Source organism: Nocardia flavorosea NBRC 108225 (genome assembly GCF_001613385.1).
GTDB lineage: Bacteria > Actinomycetota > Actinomycetes > Mycobacteriales > Mycobacteriaceae > Nocardia > Nocardia flavorosea.
Window position 1 is genome coordinate 73100 of the sequence record NZ_BDCG01000024.1, and the last position, 16976, is coordinate 90075.

The following is a 16976-nucleotide window of genomic DNA, read 5'->3' on the forward strand; positions in this document are numbered from 1 at the left end:
GCGGGAAGCTGCTGGTAAACGGCCGGTGTGAGCTGTATCTCGTTAACCGAACCGGCATGCCGACGACACTTCACGGATGCCCGGGCGCAGTGTCGAACTGGCCTCCTAGGTCGTATGGCTATTACGTCCGTGCTGACAGCGCCGGCTCGACCGGCCGGCAGCGAGGATCACCGGTCCCGATACGCACTGATCGTCTCCTCCGATACCGACCATCGCATCGCGGCGCAGCGACTGCGGTACAACGTTTTCGCCGATGAACCCGGTTTCCGGATCCCCGACAACGGAACGGGCCTGGACGCCGACCGCTTCGACGACCATTGCGACCACATGCTGGTACGCGACGAGCTCACCGGCGAATTCGTCGGCTGCTACCGGATGTTGCCCCCGGACAGGGTCGCGGCGGCCGGCGGCTACTACACCGCGACCGAATTCGACCTGACCCGGCTGGATCCGGCCGGAAAGCGGATCGTGGAGATGGGCCGGGCCTGTGTGGTGCCCGACCATCGCAACGGGTCGGTGCTCACCCTCATGTGGGCGGGGATCCTGCACTACATCCAGCTCACCGGTTACGACTGGGTGATGGGCTGCGCCTCGGTGCCCATGCGTAACCGCCCGGCCGAACCGGCCGGGGTCAATGTGCGCGGGGTGCGGGATCTACTGCTCGCCAAACATGCATGTGCACCGGAGAAACGCGTGCGGCCCTATCGCCCGGTCGTCGTGGACGGGATAGCGCTCGACGATCTGCCCGCGCCCGCGCGCCCGAAACTGCCGCCGCTGCTCAACGGGTATCTGCGGCTCGGCGCGGAGATCTGCGGGGAACCGGCGCACGATCCGGATTTCGCGGTCGCCGATTTCGTGGTGCTGCTGGGGCTGGAGACCATCAACACCCGCTACCTGGACCGTTTACGCGGCGCGGCGGCGAATTTCGACGGCGGGCGGTGACCCGATGCCACTTCGGACGCAGGAAGAACACGTCGGGGTAGCTGCGCCGCACCATTCTTGGATGCCCTCCAGTCCGTGTGTGGCGGGATGCGTACAGCACAGCGCGCAGGTCGGGGTGCTGCGTGCCGGTGTCCGGGCCGCCGGTGCGCTGTCGGTTCTGGCCGCCTACCCGTTCGCACATATCGTCACGCCGCCGTCGCGCCGCTCCGGCGTGCAGCGGCGCTTTGCGGGAATGCTGTTACGCAGCTGCGGGATCCGGCTGCGGGTGGTGGATCGGCGGCCTGTGCAGGGCAGATCGCAGTTCGCGCCGCCGGGTACCGGAGTCCTGGTGGCCTGCGGGCATATCGGCTGGGCGGATATCATCGTCCTCGCCTCGGTACAGCCGCTGGCATTCGTGGCGCGCGCGGATCTGATCGATTGGCCGTTGCTCGGACGGCTGGCCCGGATCATGCGGGTCGTGCCGATCGAAAGGGAGCGGCTACGCCGGTTGCCGGAGGTGGTGCAGCAGGTCGGGCAGCGACTCGCCGCCGGCGAACGGATCGGCTTCTTCCCCGAGGGCACCACCTGGTGCGGCCGGGCCTACGGGAAACTGCGCCCTGCGATTTTCCAGGCTGCGGTGGATACCGGGACTCCGGTGCAGCCGGTGCGGTTGCGGTATCTGGATCCGCACGGCAACAGGTCGACGGTGGCGGGTTTCGTCGGCGACGATACGCTGATCGGCTCGGTGGTCCGGGTCCTGCGGGCGCGGGGGCTGACGGCCGAGGTCGTGCTCGCCCCGGTCGAGCCGGCGGGGGACGACAGGATCGATCTTGCGCGTCGGTGTGAACGGGCGGTCCGGGCGGAGGAGCTCTCGGATGCGGCGCATGCGGTGCTCGCCGCGGCCGGCCGACAGTTGACGAGGGCGGCGGTGCGGGCGCCTGTCTGATCGAAGGGGTGGTTTACGGCCGGGTCCTGTTATGGACCCGGCCGAACTGCCATTTCTGATGGATCGCTTGTAAATGGACCGCTGTATAACGGCAACATAGATCGCGGTATCAGAAGGCGCTGCCGGTGCCGGGCAGTCCCGGGAGTCCTACCAGGGGAAGCGGAAGATGTGGCAACGCCGGGAGGTGCACCGGCGGGGTCGGCAGCAAGGCCGGGGGAGCGGGCGGAATGTAGGGGTTGGGCACATTCCAGGTCTGGGCGCCGCCGCTGTGGTTGTCGTGGTTGTCCCAATCGGCCGGGGCGTCGTAGTCGCTACCGCGGTTACCGTTGTAGCCCGCATACGAGTCCCGGCCTTCGCGATCGGTGTGCCCGCTGTTGAACTGGTCGTCCCAGCCGTCGTAGTTGTGCTGATTGTGATCGCGATAGCCGTACTGGCCGTTGTCGTCCCAGCCGAAGCCGTCGTCGTCCCAGCCGGTGCCGTAATCGTTCGAATCGTTGCCGAAGCCGTGGCTGTCGTCGTTGCCGAAACCGCTGGAGTCGTCGGAATCGCTGATCGCCGTCGCCGCGGCGGGATCGGCGAGGGCGTTGCCGGTGGCAACGGTCAGTGGCGCGAGGGCGAGGACCGCGATCGCGGCGATCCGGGCGGCAATGCGGCGGGTGCGCTGTTCGGGGGTTCGGTTCATCGGAGAGTCCTCCTTTGTCGCGCCCCGTGGGGCCTTCGGGGCGGTAGCGCTGCTGGAGCGCCTCATCGATACGTTCTTTACCGTACCGCTAAGCAACGGCACATTCAATAGGTTCGCAGAACGGGAAGCTTCCACTCGGCTCCGTCTCTCGCCTCGGGCTGCTTACCAGCCGTTTCTGCCGGCGAGTGGCGACGTACACGGCATCCCGGAACCGGCGCGACGCCCCGTTACCGGTGTTGTGGACCGGCGTGGACGAATGCGGCTACGGTGGACATGAACAGGCCGAACCTGCTGCTCTCGATATCGGTGGCGCCGCAATCGAGAGTGTCCGGGGTGTTTCCCGGGATCCCCTCGGGGTAGCCCCGGCGCGGCGGCTTCAGCAGGCGGCACCGGCTGACCACTGTCATCGGTACTTTCAGACGGTTCCGGCTCCGGATCCGGGCAACTACCCAGGAATGTGGGGCAGAGAACTATGGCGATCAGCCAGGTGGCGGTGTATGCGCACCTGAGCGGCACCGAAATCGAGTCACTCGGGCGCGAACTCGACGAGATCAGGCGTGATGTCGAGGACGGGCTAGGTGCTCGTGATGCCGGTTACATCCGGCGCACCATTGCCTTCCAGCGCGCCCTGGACGCGGCCGCGCGGGCGACGATCGGATTCAGCCGGCGGCGCGGCGGCTGGTTCGCCGGAACCGGTGGGCTGGCGCTGGCCAAGATCATCGAGAACATGGAGATCGGCCACAATGTGAGCCACGGCCAGTGGGATTGGATGAATGACCCGGAGATCCACTCCACCTCCTGGGAGTGGGATATGGCCGGGCTCTCGGCGCAGTGGCGGCATTCGCACAACTACCGGCATCACGTCTTCACCAATGTGCTGGGGTTGGACGACGATATCGGCTTCGGTGTCATGCGGGTGACGCGCGACGAGCGGTGGCAACCCGGTCATCTGCTGCAACCGCTGCGCAATCTGCTGCTGGCGGTCACCTTCGAATGGGGGATCGCCTCGCAGGGCTGGTATCTCGAACGCACATTCGGTCGTGGCCGAGCCGGTGGGGCGGGCTCGGCGCGGGCGCTGGCGGCGAAGATCGCCCGGCAGGTGGGCAAGGACTATGTGGTCTTCCCGGCGTTGAGCGGCCGCCGTTGGCGCCGGACGCTCGCCGCGAACGCGACGGCGAACCTGCTTCGCAATCTGTGGGCCTACACGGTGATCGCCTGCGGTCATTTCCCCGACGGCGCGGAGAAATTCGAGCCCGAAGTGCTGGCCGAGGAGACCCGGGCGCACTGGTACCTCCGGCAGATGCTCGGCACCGCGAATTTCGACGCCGGCCCGGTACTGGCCTTCCTCAGCGGGCATCTGTCCCACCAGATCGAACATCACCTGTTCCCCGACCTGCCCAGTAACCGGTATCCCCAGCTCGCGGCGCGGGTCCGGGCGCTGTGCGAGAAATACGATCTGCCGTATACGACCGGATCGCTGCCCCGTCAGACGATGCTCAGTCTGCGGACCATCCACAAGCTCGCGCTACCGGACAGTCTGCTCACCGCGACCTCCGACGATGCGCCGGAAACCGCGTCCGAACGCCGATTCGACGCCACAGGCGGCATCGGAGAACACACCCCGGCGCGCGGCCTGCGCACCGCGCTGCGGCTGCGAAAGGCGACTTCCCGGGGTCACGGAGAGTAAGGTGGAGAGGGCCCTGGCCCCGCGACCTTTCCAGCGCGGGTCCGGACCGTCGGATGACGCGCAATCCGGTCCGCTCGGGCCGAGTCAGGAGTATCCATCACAGCACCGGATCCGTTCGGGATCCGGGCGCTGCCCACTACGCCCGATCGGGCGCCCCGGTGCACGGCGGACGATCGCCGTCCCGCGGGCAGGCGACAGGGCCGGGTGGCCCGCTGGTGAGGCGGGAGGAGTCGCCACCGCGACCACCGCGCACCGCGCATCGACTGCGAAACCTTCTACGACCGGAGTATCGATATGCACGAGAACAATCTGTTCAGTCACGTCCCTGCGGAACCCGAGGCCTATACGTCCTCGGCTGTCGCGAATCAGCCGGTGTTCTCCAACGCCACGACCGAGAACCGGGCCGCGGGCGACGCCACCCCCGAAGACGGCGCCGAGCGGCCCTGACAGCGGGGGCCGGGCGAATGCCCCGGCCACGGATCGGCGATCGGCTGCCATCCCGGCGGCCGGTCGATTTCCCGGACCGGCGCGGGGAATATCGGCGGCCGGCCGGATGTTCGCCGTGTGAGGGGATCCGGGCAGTACGCCGAGGATGCCCGGAAGATATGCAGGTCAACGGTGGGATAGGCTTTACCGGTCATGAAGTCGGCTTTTCCGGGTGCGGTCAACGGTGTGCCCACGACGGTTTATCTCGATCATGCGGCGACCACACCGATGCTGCCCGCCGCCATCGAGGCGATGAATGCTGTCTTCGGGTCGGCCGGGAACGCGTCCTCGCTGCACGGATCGGGCCGGGCGGCCCGCCGGCGGCTGGAGGAGGCCCGCGAATCCATCGCCGCCGACCTGGGGGCCCGGCCGTCCGAGGTCATCCTCACCTCAGGCGGTACCGAAAGCGATAATCTCGCGGTCAAGGGTCTTTTCTGGGCTCGCCGCGATGCCGATCCCCGATGTACCCGGATCCTGGCCGGTGCCACCGAGCATCATGCGGTGCTCGACACGGTGGAATGGCTGGAACGGCACGAGGGTGCTCGGGTCACCTGGCTGCCGGTCGATTCCGACGGCATCGTCGCGCCCGAAACCCTGCGCGCCGAACTCGCCGACAATCCCGGTGAAGTGGCGCTGATCACGGTGATGTGGGCGAACAACGAGGTCGGGGCCATCCAGCCGATCGAGGAACTGGCCGCTATCGCGCGCGCGGCGGATGTGCCGATGCACAGCGACGCGGTGCAGGCCGCCGCTCAACTACCCATCGATTTCGGGGCGAGCGGGCTGGCGGCGGCGAGTTTTGCCGGCCACAAGCTCGGCGGACCGCACGGAGTGGGTGTACTGCTGCTCGGGCGGCAGGTGGGCTGTGTTCCGCTGCTGCACGGTGGCGGGCACGAGCGCGACCTGCGTTCGGGTACCTCCGATGTGGCCGCCGTGGCCGGACTGGCCGCGGCGTTGCGGCAGACCGTGGCGGAAATGCCCGGCCGGGCAGCGGAACTGACCGCGCTGCGCGACCAGCTCATCGCCGGGGTGCGCCGGATCGCTCCGGACGCCGTGCTCAACGGCCCGCACGACGACCGCCGGCTGCCGGGTAACGCCCATTTCACCTTCCCCGGGTGTGAAGGTGATTCGCTGCTGATGCTGCTGGACGCCGCCGGAGTGGAATGCTCCACCGGTTCGGCGTGCACGGCGGGGGTCGCCTCGCCGAGCCATGTCCTGATCGCGATGGGGGTCGAGCCCCGGGAAGCGCGCGGATCGCTGCGGTTCTCGCTCGGGCACACCTCACAGCGGGCCGATGTCGAGGCCCTGCTGGAAGTATTACCGCAAGTGGTGGAACGAGCCAGAGCCGCCGGCCTGGCCGGTGCGAGAGGAGGTGCGTAGCGTATGCGCGTACTCGCCGCGATGAGTGGTGGAGTCGATTCGGCGGTGGCGGCGGCACGGGCTGTCGATGCCGGACACGAGGTGGTCGGGGTCCATCTGGCGCTGTCGAGCGCGCCGGGCACCCTGCGAACCGGCTCCCGGGGCTGCTGCTCCAAGGAAGACGCCGGTGACGCCCGCCGGGCCGCCGATGTGCTCGGAATCCCTTTCTACGTCTGGGATTTCGCCGACCGCTTCAAAGAAGACGTGATCGACGATTTCGTCGCCGCCTATGCCGCGGGTGAAACGCCGAACCCGTGCTTGCGCTGCAACGAGAAGATCAAGTTCTCCGCGCTTGCCGACCGGGCGGTGGCCCTCGGCTTCGATGCGGTGGTCACCGGGCACTATGCGCGACTGGCCGGCGGTGTACTGCGCCGTGCCGTGGACGCGGACAAGGACCAGTCCTACGTCCTGGCGGTGCTGACCGCCGAACAGCTGAAACGGGCCATGTTCCCGGTGGGTGACACCCCGAAACCACAGATCCGCGCGGAGGCCGCCGACCGCGGGCTCGCGGTGGCGGACAAACCCGACAGCCACGACATCTGCTTCATCCCCTCCGGCGACACCCGCGCCTTCCTCGGCGCGAAGATCGGGATCCGGCCGGGCGCGATCGTCGACTCCGGCGGTGCCGAACTCGGCCGCCACGACGGGGTGCACGGATTCACCATCGGTCAGCGGAAGGGGCTCGGGCTGCCCGGGCCCGGACCGGACGGCAAACCGCGCTATGTCACCGAGATCGACCCGGACTCCGGCACCGTGCACGTGGGCTCGGCCGAGGATCTGCAGGTGTGGTCCATCGACGCCGAGCGGGCTGTCTGGACCGACGGCACAGCGCCCGCCGGACCCGTCGACTGTGTGGTGCAGGTCCGGGCACACGGTGGTACCGCCGCCGCCACTGCGGAAGCGGTGGGCGACGGGCTGCGGGTGCGGTTGCACGAACCGCTCAGCGGGGTGGCGCGTGGTCAGGCCGCGGTGCTCTACCGGCCGGACGCCGCCGGTGATGTAGTGCTCGGTAGCGGCACCATCGCCGCCACCGCGCGCACGGCGCCTGCCGGCGCGTCCCGATGAACCAGGCCGAATTCCCGGCGGGAGTGGCGACAGGGGTCGGTTCCTGGTCGGGGACCGACCCGCACGAGGCCGCCGCGGTGATCGTCGGCGAGCTGCCGGCGCTACCGCATCTGGTGGAACTGCCCGTACGGGGCGTGGGCGCGGATACGGTCGGGCGGATTTCGGCCCTGCTGGTGGATATGCGGTTCGACACCACCCCGCGTGGCTATCGGCTGGCCGCGCGTCCGGGTGGGGTTTCGCGGCGGGCACACGACCTATTGCGCACCGATCTGGACGCGCTCCAGGAGGCCTGGGAGAACGCTGGGCTGCGCGGGTCGGGACGACCGGTGAAGGTACAGGCGGCCGGTCCGCTGACGCTGGCGGCACAGGTGGAACTGCCGGGCGGCCACCGGGTACTCACCGACCGCGGTGCCGTGCGGGATCTGGCGGATTCGCTCGCCGAAGGATTGGCCGCGCATATCGCCGAGATCGCGACCCGGCTCGAAACCGACGTCGTTCTGCAACTGGACGAACCGCTGGTGGCCGACGTGCTGAACGGTTCCCTGCGCGGGGCCAGCGTGTTGAACACGGTCCGCGCCCTGCCCGAACCGGAAGCACTGGCGATCCTCGATGCGGTGCTGACCGCACAGCGGGTGCCGGCGCTGGTACACACCTGCGCGAACCGCCCGCCGCTGGATTTCCTGCGCCGATCCGCGGCCGACGCGCTGGGATTCGATCTCGCGACGCTGTCCGGGACCGCTGGTCTGGATGCGGTCGGACAGGCGCTGGACGCGGGTAAACGCCTGGTACTCGGGCTGGTGCCGACCAGCGCCCCCGCGACCCCGGTGAGCTGGCAGGATATCGCCGAGCCGGGCGCCCGCCTGATGGATCGCCTCGGATTTCCCCGCGCGACCCTGGCCCGGCAGGTGTCGGTGAGCCCGGCCTGCGGGCTCGCCGGAGCCTCGCAGAGCTGGGCCCGCGAGGCACTGCGGCTCACCTCGGACACCGCGAAAGCCTTCGAACAGGACCCGGAGTCACTCGTACCGCAGTAGTCGCGTGAGCCGCAGGTTGCGGGTGCGTGGGGAGCCCGTGACGAGTTGTGGGTTCTGCCGCCTACGGCCGTCGCGCGACCTCGGCGGACCGGGTTCCGGCGAGTTCACCGCGGACCGTACCCTGGGCGGGTCGATTCGCCCGGCCCGTGGCGGCGACGTGCCATTACGGTGAGCCGAAGTGTCGGCGGGCTGGACTAATCTGCGAGATGTGAGCGAGATCGGAACCCCCACCGAACGGGATACCTCCACCGGCGAGGCCGCGCCCGCGCCGGCCGCCGGGGAGGAGCGCGCGCGTTGGCAGGAACTCGCCGATACGGTGCGCGAACATCAGTTCCGCTACTACGTCCGGGACGCGCCGATCATCTCCGACGGCGAATTCGACCAGCTGTTCCAGCAGTTGCTGGCCCTGGAGGAGCAGTATCCCGATCTGCGGACTCCGGATTCGCCCACGCAGTTGGTGGGCGGCGGATTCGCCACCGATTTCACCCCGGTGGATCATCTCGAGCGGATGCTCTCCCTGGACAACGCCTTCTCCGAGGCCGAGATGCGGGCGTGGGCCGCGCGGGTCGAGGAGGAAACCGGCCCCGATCTGCACTATCTGTGCGAGGTCAAGATCGACGGGGTGGCGCTGAATCTGGTCTACCGCGACGGCAAGCTGGTGCGCGGCGCCACCCGCGGCGACGGGCGTACCGGTGAGGACGTCACGCTCAACGCGCGCACCATCGAAGACATCCCCGGCGCATTGACGGCCACCGCGGAATTCCCCGTACCGGAACTGCTGGAAGTACGCGGTGAGGTGTACTTCCGGCTCGAGGATTTCGAATCGCTCAATGCCGCGATCGTGGCCGACGGCAAACCGCCGTACGCGAATCCGCGGAATACCGCCGCCGGTTCGCTGCGGCAGAAGGATCCGTCGGTCACCTCGCGGCGGCGGTTGCGGATGATCTGCCACGGACTCGGGCGCACCGTCGGGTTCACCCCGCGGTCCCAGCACGAGGCCTACCGGGCGCTCGCGGCCTGGGGGTTGCCGGTGTCGTCGCATACCGAGCTGGTCGCCGGGGTCGATGCCGTGCTCGCGCGGATTGCCTACTGGGCCGAACATCGTCACGATATCGAGCACGAGATCGACGGTCTGGTGGTGAAGGTCGACGAGCTGCTGCTGCAGCGCCGGCTCGGTTCCACCTCCCGGGCGCCGCGCTGGGCCATCGCCTACAAGTATCCGCCCGAAGAAGCCACCACGAAGCTGCGCAATATCGCGGTGAACGTCGGGCGTACCGGCCGGGTCACGCCGTTCGCCGTGATGGAACCGGTGGTGATCGCCGGGTCCACGGTCGCGATGGCAACACTGCACAATGCCGCCGAGGTGGTGCGCAAGGGTGTGCTGATCGGCGATACCGTCACGATTCGCAAGGCCGGCGATGTGATCCCGGAAGTGCTGGGCCCGGTCGTGGATGCCCGCACCGGCGAGGAACGCGAATTCGTGATGCCGGCCCACTGCCCCGAATGCGGTACCGAACTGGCCTACGAGAAAGAGGGCGACGCCGATATTCGCTGCCCGAACCAGCGCACCTGTCCCGCCCAGCTGCGGGAACGGGTGTTCCATGTGGCAGGTCGCGGTGCCTTCGATATCGAAGCGCTCGGCTACGAGGCGGCGGTCGCGCTGTTGAATTCCGGTGCGATCACCGACGAGGGCGACCTGTTCGATCTCGATACCGAGCGGCTGCAGAACGTGTCGCTGTTCATCAACAAGAACGGCAGCCTCTCGGCCAATGGCCGCCGCCTGCTCGACAATCTCGCCGCCGCCAAGGATGTACCGCTGTGGCGGGTGTTGGTCGGTTTGTCCATCCGTCATGTCGGACCGACGGCGGCACGTGCCCTGGCCGCCGAATTCGGCAGCTTGGAACGAATCGAGCAGGCGTCCCTGGAAGAGTTGTCGGGGGCCGAGGGCGTCGGTCCCACCATCGCCACCGCGGTCGCGGAATGGTTCACCGTCGATTGGCATCGCGCCATCGTCGACAAATGGCGCGCCGCCGGAGTCCGGATGGCCGACGAACGCGACGAATCGATCCCACGCAACCTCGAGGGCCTGTCCATCGTGGTCACCGGATCGTTGCAGGGTTTTTCCCGCGACGGCGCGAAGGAGGCGATCCTGCAGCGCGGCGGTAAGGCGGCCGGATCGGTGTCGAAGAAAACGGCTTTCGTGGTTATCGGTGATTCCCCCGGCTCCAAGGCCGCCAAGGCCGAAGAACTCGGTGTCCCGATCCTCGACGAGGACGGCTTCCGTACGCTGCTCGAATCCGGTCCGGACGCGGTGCGCCCGGCCGGTGAATCCGCTGCGGCGGATATGCCGGAGAAATAGCGTCCGGTCACCTGGAGGTGTCTTCTGGACGGTCCCGGCCCCTTCGTGGCCGAGGGGCAGCGGTAGCGGGTAGTCGAAACTGCCGGCCCGGGGCGTCCATGACGTGGAGGTCGGAACGTAGTACCCGCCGGACCTCTGCGGTCCCGAGATCGGAGTTCGGCCACCCCGCTCCTACGGCGGGGAGCTCGCTGTCCTACGCCCGAGCCGACTCGCCGTCGGCCACGGCCGAACCTCCGGGATCATCCGTGCGGCTCATCGAACCGCTGGAGTGTCCACAGTCGGGGCTGTGCGCCGGACAACGGCGGTGCCGTAACCGTAGGAGCGGGAATCCGGTGCGACACGGGCGCGATCCCGGTGCTGCGGTCCGGTGGCCGGGCACGGCAGGATGGCGGGATGCTGCGCAGTTTTCGGGTGTCCAACCACAAATCGCTGGCCGACCTACAGGAATTGCGGTTGACCCGCGGCAGTGCTTCGGTGGCCGTGCCCGTGACCGCGGTACACGGCGGGCCCGCAGCGGGTAAATCCAACCTCGTGGACGCGCTGGGACATATGCGCGAGGCGGTGTTGCGTTCGGTTACGGGCTGGGATCCCTACGCCGGCCCGGAGCGGGCACCGCATCTCGGTCACACCGGGCAGCCCTCCGAGTTCGAGGCGGTGTTCATCGCCGAGGAGACGCCCTACACCTACGGATTCCGGCTGGACGCCGCGGATGTGGCCGCCGAATGGCTCTACAGCCATCCGCGGTCGCGGAAGCGGATCGTGTTCGAACGTGAAGGCGAGACGGTGCGGGTCGGGCCCATGTTCGAGGCCGCGCGGTTCGGGATCACCGCCCTGATACCGCTGGTGCGCCCGAACGCGCTGCTGTTGAGCCTGGCCGGGCAGATGTACGCCGAGGCGCTGGTGCCGGCCTACCGTTGGTTCGAGACGAGGTTCGAGGTGTCGCGCGGCACCGGCGCTATCGATTCGGTCGAGCTGCGGGTGGGCGCGCATCTGTCGCGGTCCACCGAGAACGCTGCCCGCCTGCTCACCCTGCTGCAGACCGCCGATCTCGGTATCACCGACCTGCTCATCGCGCAGAACGATCCAGGGTACGCCGACTACCTGCGCGATCTCGACGCCGATATCGCGGCCCTGGGCGAGCAGACCGATCGTGCGGCGGGCTCGGCGGCGTACGCGGCGCAACTGGAATCGGACAGTGGTCTCACCGCGGCGCAACTGGCCCGCGAATTGACCAATATGCGCAATGCCCGCGACGCGCTGTACACGCGGATGGTCGCGCGGCGCGGTGTCGGGTTGCGGCTGGTGCACATCGGTGTGGACCCGGTGTTCACCCTGGCCGAGGAATCCTCGGCGACCGTGGCGCTGCTGCGACTGCTTCCGGTTCTACTCGACGCATTGGACGCCGGAAAGGTGCTCGTGGTCGACGATATCGGCGCACGGCTGACCGTCGAAGAGGCCGACCGGCTGATCCAGCTGTTCCAGAACCCCGAAACCAACACCCGCGGTGCCCAATTGGTGTACACCACCGGCGACCGCGCCCTCGTCGACCGCGGTAACGGCCGTTCGGCGCGGACCCGGACCGGTACCTGGACCGTCCGCCGGTCCGACGCCGGTACGAGCACCCTCGCAATGTCCTGAGGGCCGGGGGCCGCGGGCCCGCTAACTGCTCGGTTGCGGGATCGTGCACCCCATCTTCGGGTTCATTCCCATGTAGTTCAGCGGTCCGGCGAGGACTGTCACCGCCAGGGTCGCGACGTGGGAGCACTCGGCGGGCGGTTCGTTGAAATAGCCGCGCTGCCCGGCGGCGACCAGCCCCGCCACGAACCAGACGAGGACGACAATGCTTACTACTCGGCTTCCCATGGCACCTGCTCGAATCGATGAGTCCGGCATGGCGATCGTTTCCTTCCACATCGGTACTCTCCGAATACCCCGTGATGGCGGGCTGATGCGCCGATGACGGTGGTGTCACACAAACAGGAGCTTTCCGGTGGGGCCGACCGGCCTTTCTACGGTGCACGGGGTACGGCGGGAACATTCCGCCGTCCCGGGGCCGGCGGGCAGGTGCCGTATCGCGGCGTGACTGCGTGAGTCAGGTCCGACTCCGAGCGGGCGGGGCGGCCCCGCCGGTCGACGGCGATACGGGTCGAGCGGCCCCGGACTACGCGAGCAGCGATGCGCCAGGTCGTCCACAGAGCCGGAGCTGTGCGGACGACGCAGGGAAACTCGCTCGAGCCGGACCTCACGAAAGACCTACGGGCGCCGGGTGCCCCGGGCCGCGGGAGTCCGGCCAGGGTCTTGTCTGCGGGCTCCTACCGGACCACATCGGCGGGGTGCGGGCGTTTCGCCGAGGCTCATGCCGCCTGTGCCGCTGTGGCGTGTCGGCGTACATGGGCGAAGGGGAGGCACGGTACGCCTACCATGGGGGTGTGTTCGAACTGGCGATGCTGGCGGTCATGGTGGCCGCGTTGGTCGGGATGCTGGTCCTGGTGTTCCGGGGGCGGCGGGGTACCGCGATGCCGCAGGACGCCGAGATCGGATCGCTGTATCTCACCGGGGTGAGCCCCCGGCCCGAGGCGATGGGCGAGCAGTTCGTCACCCTCACCGGAAACCTTTCCGGCCCTTCCGAACCCGGAAAAGTGGTGTACGGCCGACTGGTCTGGGATGCGGCCTACTGGCCGGCCATCGGCGATACGCTCACCGTCGCCTACCCGCCCGGTAAACCGGATCGGTGGCAGATCGTCGATCCCGGAAAGTAGCTACGGGCGGGCCCCTCAGCCCAGAACGGTGGCGACGATTCCGGCGAGATAGCCGAGGCGCGCCACCTCCGACGGCCGGAAATCGGGTCCACCGGGACGGCCGAGCAGTAGCGCCTTACTGGACGGCCCCAGCGGCGCGGCAGCCATCTTGGTATCCATATCGCGCCAGATCTCGGGCACCCACTCCGCGTCGGCGTCGAGGGCGAGCGGTTTCTGCAACGGCATCCACGGCACCGAGGCCGCCTGCGTCTGTGGCGCGCTCTGGCTGCCGACCAGCCGGTAAGCGCCCTGCGGACCGATATCGAGCACCGTGCTCCAGCCGACCCGCAGTACCCGCGGAATGCCGTCGACCAGAACCTGTAAGCGGTCGTCGCGGGCATTGGCCACATTGTCGATGAGTTCGAGTTCGCGGTGGGTGTCGAGCACACCGGAATAGGGCCGGATCGAATCGACGCGCACGTCGCCGAGCGATTCCGCGGCGGTGATGAGCGTATCGGGAAGGGCATTGGGGGCGATCTCGACCACCAGATCGTCGACGGCGAACCCGGCGCCACGTTCGACTACATCCAGCGAGAGGATATCGGCGCCGACGGTGCCGAGCGCCACCGCCAATGACCCGAGGCTTCCCGGACGATCCGGAAGTTGCACGCGGAGCAGATATGACACGTGCGTTTCCCTTTCCTTCTGCGGCCGAGGCTCTGAACGAATACCCGGTCTGCCCATCCTTACACCCATTTCGGGCGGTTATCGACTCGAATTGTGCGCGCTGACCGCCGCGCAACGATAGCGAAGGGTGTGCATCGGGTGGCCCGAGGTACTCCTGTGGCCTCGCGCCCGACCCCGCGCGGCGGCACCATTAGGCTGTTCGTTGCTCGTGATCCGTATCCGAACTACACGCCGAAAGGGGTTCGCGGTGACCGCCATCTCCCGCGACGAGGTCGCACACCTCGCCCGGCTGTCCAGGCTCGCCCTGTCCGAGGCCGAACTCGATCAGTTCGCCGGACAGCTGGATTCGATCCTCAGCCATGTGGCGACCATCTCCGAGGTGGCCGCCGCCGACGTTCCGGCCACGCCCTCACCTGATCCGGTGACGAACGTGACCCGCCCCGACGAGGTCCGTCCCGGGCTCAGCCCCGAGCAGGCCCTGTCCGGTGCACCGGCCAGTGAAGACCAGCGGTTCCTTGTTCCGCAGATCCTGGGAGAGGGCGAATGAGCGAGTCAGGCCCGGAAGAGGCAGCGCAGCGTAACCACGCGGGGCCCTCGTCCATGCGTAATCAACAGAGCATGAGCGACCTGACTCGGCTCGAGGCGGCCGAGCTCGCCGCCAAGATCCACGACCGGGAAGTATCGTCGGTGGAGGTGACCCGGGCCCATCTGGACCGGATCGCCGAGGTCGACGGCGAATACCACGCCTTCCTGCATATCGCCGGTGAGCAGGCGCTGGCGGCCGCGGCCGAGGTCGATACGGCGCTCGCCGACGGGAAGGCGCCGGCCTCACCGCTGGCCGGGGTGCCGCTGGCACTCAAGGACGTTTTCACCACGACCGATATGCCCACCACCTGCGCGTCGAAGATGCTCGAAGGCTGGGTGGCGCCCTATGACGCGACGCTGACCTCTCGGCTGCGTGCCGCCGGTATCCCGATTCTCGGGAAAACCAATATGGACGAATTCGCGATGGGTTCGTCCACCGAGAACTCCGCGTACGGGCCGACCAGGAATCCGTGGGACACCGGGCGAATCCCGGGCGGCTCGGGTGGTGGTTCGGCGGCGGCGCTGGCCTCGTATCAGGCGCCGCTGGCGATCGGCACCGATACCGGAGGATCGATCCGGCAGCCCGCCGCGGTCACTGCGACCGTCGGCACCAAGCCCACCTACGGCACGGTGTCGCGGTACGGGCTGGTCGCCTGTGCGTCGTCGCTGGATCAGGGCGGGCCCTGCGGCCGGACCGTGCTGGACACTGCGCTGCTGCACGAGGTGATCGCCGGACACGATCCGCGCGATTCGACCTCTCGTAACGTGCCGGTACCGGCGGTGGTCGAGGCCGCGCGCCGGGGCGCGGGCGGGGATCTGCGCGGGGTGAAGATCGGGGTGGTCAGGGAACTGCATTCCGACAGCTACCAGCAGGGCGTACTGGCCTCCTTCGATGCCGCGGTGGGTGTGCTGAAGGATCTCGGCGCGGAAGTGGTGGAGGTGTCCTGCCCGCATTTCGAGTACGCACTGGCGTCCTACTACCTGATCCTGCCCAGCGAGGTCTCCTCCAACCTGGCCCGCTTCGATGCCATGCGGTACGGCCTGCGCGTCGACGACGACGGTAAGCACAGCGCCGAACAGGTCATGGCCGCCACCCGGGCCGCCGGGTTCGGGCCCGAGGTGAAGCGGCGCATCATGATCGGTACCTACGCGTTGTCGGCCGGCTACTACGACGCCTACTACGGTCAGGCGCTCAAGGTGCGGACCCTGATCGCGCGCGATTTCGAGCAGGCCTACGAACAGGTGGATGTGCTGATCTCGCCGACCAGCCCGTTCACCCCGTGGAAGCTCGGCGAAAAGGTCGACGATCCGCTGGCGATGTACCTGTCGGACCTGTGCACGCTGCCCACCAACCTGGCGGGGCATCCGGCGATGTCGGTGCCGTCGGGCCTCAGCCGCGACGACGGGATGCCGGTGGGTCTGCAGATCATGGCGCCCGCACTGGCCGACGACCGGTTGTACCGAGTGGGCGCGGCCTATGAGGCGGCGCGCGGCCCGATCGCCTGAGCTCGAGAAGCACAGATCGTGGTCGCGGGCGGTGATCCTTCACGGGTCACCGCCCGCGGGTATCTGCCAGCCCTCGATGGACCGACAGGTGGCTCGGCGGCGCCGCCGCCAGGGGAACGCCCGCGTCTGGGGTGTCGGCGCCGAGCCCGGGGCGAGGGCGGCGAACATTTCTGGGTAAAGCCGCCGCGGGCCCCGGCGCCGGGTGGTGACGGGCGGATCGAAACCGGCTCGCGCGACTGCCTGGCAGTGCTGGCACACCACTCAAGGGACGGTTGGCGGGACCGTGGCTCGGCAGCTTCGAATCGCGGCCCTACCCTTCTGTGCGGCGTGGGGGCTGCGGCGCGGTTCAGACCGTGTGAGGTGACTCAGGCGGCGTCGGCGGGGTGGCTCGAGCGACGCAGGATTACGGGGCCGTGTGCCGGCGTTCGGCTTCGTGTTCCACCGCGGTGGTCATACCGGGGAAGCCGCGCCGGAAGCCGCGCCCGAACAGCAGGCCGACCAGGGGGGCGAGCCATCCGGCGAGTTCGAAATGCGATTCGTAGCGGGTGCGGTTGCCGGCGAGGGGCGTCAGGGTGTGGGTGCGGTTGCTGCGCAGCGCGCCGAGCGGGATCGGTTTCATCGAGTAACCGAATTCCCGGCCCGGGGTGACGGTGTGGACCCATTCGCGCATGGGAATCGGCAGCGGCATCAGCTGCTGGACTCGCATATCGATCGGCGCACCGACGGTCAGGTCCGCGCGGCAGCGACCGATGAAGGGATTCCAGTCGCTGTACCGGTCGAAATCGGTGAGGACCGACCACACCACGTCGGTGGGGGCGTCCACTTCGACCACATCGTCCACAACAAGCACGCCCCCAAACTAGA

Annotated in this window: 17 protein-coding genes; 12 read left to right on the forward strand and 5 right to left on the reverse strand. The window is 68.4% G+C overall.

Annotated elements, in window-relative coordinates:
* Positions 1-114 precede the first annotated feature (114 nt).
* Positions 115-942 (forward strand): GNAT family N-acetyltransferase, encoded by an 828-nt coding sequence (locus NFL01S_RS30645; protein WP_062979808.1) that lies wholly within the window; start codon positions 115-117, stop codon positions 940-942.
* 61 nt (positions 943-1003) lie between these two features.
* Positions 1004-1867, forward strand: a complete 864-nt coding sequence (locus NFL01S_RS30650; protein ID WP_084493395.1) for a lysophospholipid acyltransferase family protein — start codon at positions 1004-1006, stop codon at positions 1865-1867.
* Positions 1868-1976: 109 nt separating this feature from the next.
* Here NFL01S_RS30650 and NFL01S_RS30655 read toward each other — a convergent pair whose 3' ends face one another.
* Entirely contained in the window at positions 1977-2549 is a 573-nt protein-coding gene (locus tag NFL01S_RS30655) for a hypothetical protein (protein WP_062979810.1), read from the reverse strand.
* Between the two features lie 227 nt (positions 2550-2776).
* Positions 2777-2956 (reverse strand): hypothetical protein, encoded by a 180-nt coding sequence (locus NFL01S_RS30660; protein ID WP_062979811.1) that lies wholly within the window; start codon positions 2954-2956, stop codon positions 2777-2779.
* Positions 2957-3021: 65 nt separating this feature from the next.
* On the opposite strand from NFL01S_RS30660, the gene NFL01S_RS30665 reads away from it, so the two are divergent.
* The 7 genes from NFL01S_RS30665 (at position 3022) to NFL01S_RS30690 (ending at position 12234) form a co-directional block, all read left to right on the forward strand.
* Complete coding sequence (locus NFL01S_RS30665; RefSeq protein WP_062979812.1) at positions 3022-4236, forward strand: fatty acid desaturase family protein; 1215 nt, start codon at positions 3022-3024, stop codon at positions 4234-4236.
* A 294-nt stretch (positions 4237-4530) separates the two neighbouring features.
* A complete protein-coding gene (locus NFL01S_RS35865; protein ID WP_157117131.1) occupies positions 4531-4683 on the forward strand; it encodes a hypothetical protein in 153 nt (50 codons plus the stop codon).
* Positions 4684-4875: 192 nt separating this feature from the next.
* Positions 4876-6102: a cysteine desulfurase family protein gene (locus NFL01S_RS30670; protein WP_062979813.1), complete on the forward strand. Its 1227-nt coding sequence runs from the start codon at positions 4876-4878 to the stop codon at positions 6100-6102.
* 3 nt (positions 6103-6105) lie between these two features.
* Positions 6106-7206 carry a tRNA 2-thiouridine(34) synthase MnmA gene (mnmA, locus tag NFL01S_RS30675; RefSeq protein ID WP_062979814.1) on the forward strand — a complete coding sequence of 367 codons (1101 nt, stop codon included), beginning with the start codon at positions 6106-6108 and terminating at the stop codon, positions 7204-7206.
* A complete protein-coding gene (locus NFL01S_RS30680) occupies positions 7203-8237 on the forward strand; it encodes a methionine synthase (RefSeq protein WP_062979815.1) in 1035 nt (344 codons plus the stop codon). The genes mnmA and NFL01S_RS30680 overlap by 4 nt, the downstream gene beginning before the upstream one ends.
* A 217-nt stretch (positions 8238-8454) precedes the next feature.
* Positions 8455-10596 (forward strand): NAD-dependent DNA ligase LigA, encoded by a 2142-nt coding sequence (gene ligA / locus NFL01S_RS30685; RefSeq protein WP_062979859.1) that lies wholly within the window; start codon positions 8455-8457, stop codon positions 10594-10596.
* A 393-nt stretch (positions 10597-10989) separates the two neighbouring features.
* Positions 10990-12234 (forward strand): AAA family ATPase, encoded by a 1245-nt coding sequence (locus NFL01S_RS30690; RefSeq protein WP_062979860.1) that lies wholly within the window; start codon positions 10990-10992, stop codon positions 12232-12234.
* A 21-nt stretch (positions 12235-12255) separates the two neighbouring features.
* On the opposite strand, the gene NFL01S_RS30695 is transcribed toward NFL01S_RS30690, so the two are convergent.
* Positions 12256-12459 (reverse strand): hypothetical protein, encoded by a 204-nt coding sequence (locus NFL01S_RS30695; RefSeq protein WP_062979816.1) that lies wholly within the window; start codon positions 12457-12459, stop codon positions 12256-12258.
* 566 nt (positions 12460-13025) lie between these two features.
* Here NFL01S_RS30695 and NFL01S_RS30700 point away from each other — a divergent pair.
* Positions 13026-13355, forward strand: coding sequence for a hypothetical protein (locus NFL01S_RS30700; RefSeq protein WP_063916105.1), 330 nt, complete (start codon positions 13026-13028; stop codon positions 13353-13355).
* Between the two features lie 15 nt (positions 13356-13370).
* Here the strand turns inward: NFL01S_RS30700 and NFL01S_RS30705 are convergent, their stop codons facing one another.
* A complete protein-coding gene (locus tag NFL01S_RS30705; RefSeq protein WP_062979817.1) occupies positions 13371-14021 on the reverse strand; it encodes an ACT domain-containing protein in 651 nt (216 codons plus the stop codon).
* 247 nt (positions 14022-14268) lie between these two features.
* Here NFL01S_RS30705 and gatC point away from each other — a divergent pair, with 247 nt between their 5' ends.
* Together gatC and gatA are read left to right on the forward strand one after the other, a co-directional pair.
* Positions 14269-14568, forward strand: a complete 300-nt coding sequence (gene gatC, locus NFL01S_RS30710; protein WP_062979818.1) for an Asp-tRNA(Asn)/Glu-tRNA(Gln) amidotransferase subunit GatC — start codon at positions 14269-14271, stop codon at positions 14566-14568.
* 71 nt (positions 14569-14639) lie between these two features.
* Positions 14640-16112 carry an Asp-tRNA(Asn)/Glu-tRNA(Gln) amidotransferase subunit GatA gene (gene gatA / locus NFL01S_RS30715; RefSeq protein ID WP_062979819.1) on the forward strand — a complete coding sequence of 491 codons (1473 nt, stop codon included), beginning with the start codon at positions 14640-14642 and terminating at the stop codon, positions 16110-16112.
* A 403-nt stretch (positions 16113-16515) separates the two neighbouring features.
* On the opposite strand, the gene NFL01S_RS30720 is transcribed toward gatA, so the two are convergent.
* Positions 16516-16962: an SRPBCC domain-containing protein gene (locus NFL01S_RS30720; RefSeq protein ID WP_084493397.1), complete on the reverse strand. Its 447-nt coding sequence runs from the start codon at positions 16960-16962 to the stop codon at positions 16516-16518.
* Positions 16963-16976: the final 14 nt, after the last annotated feature.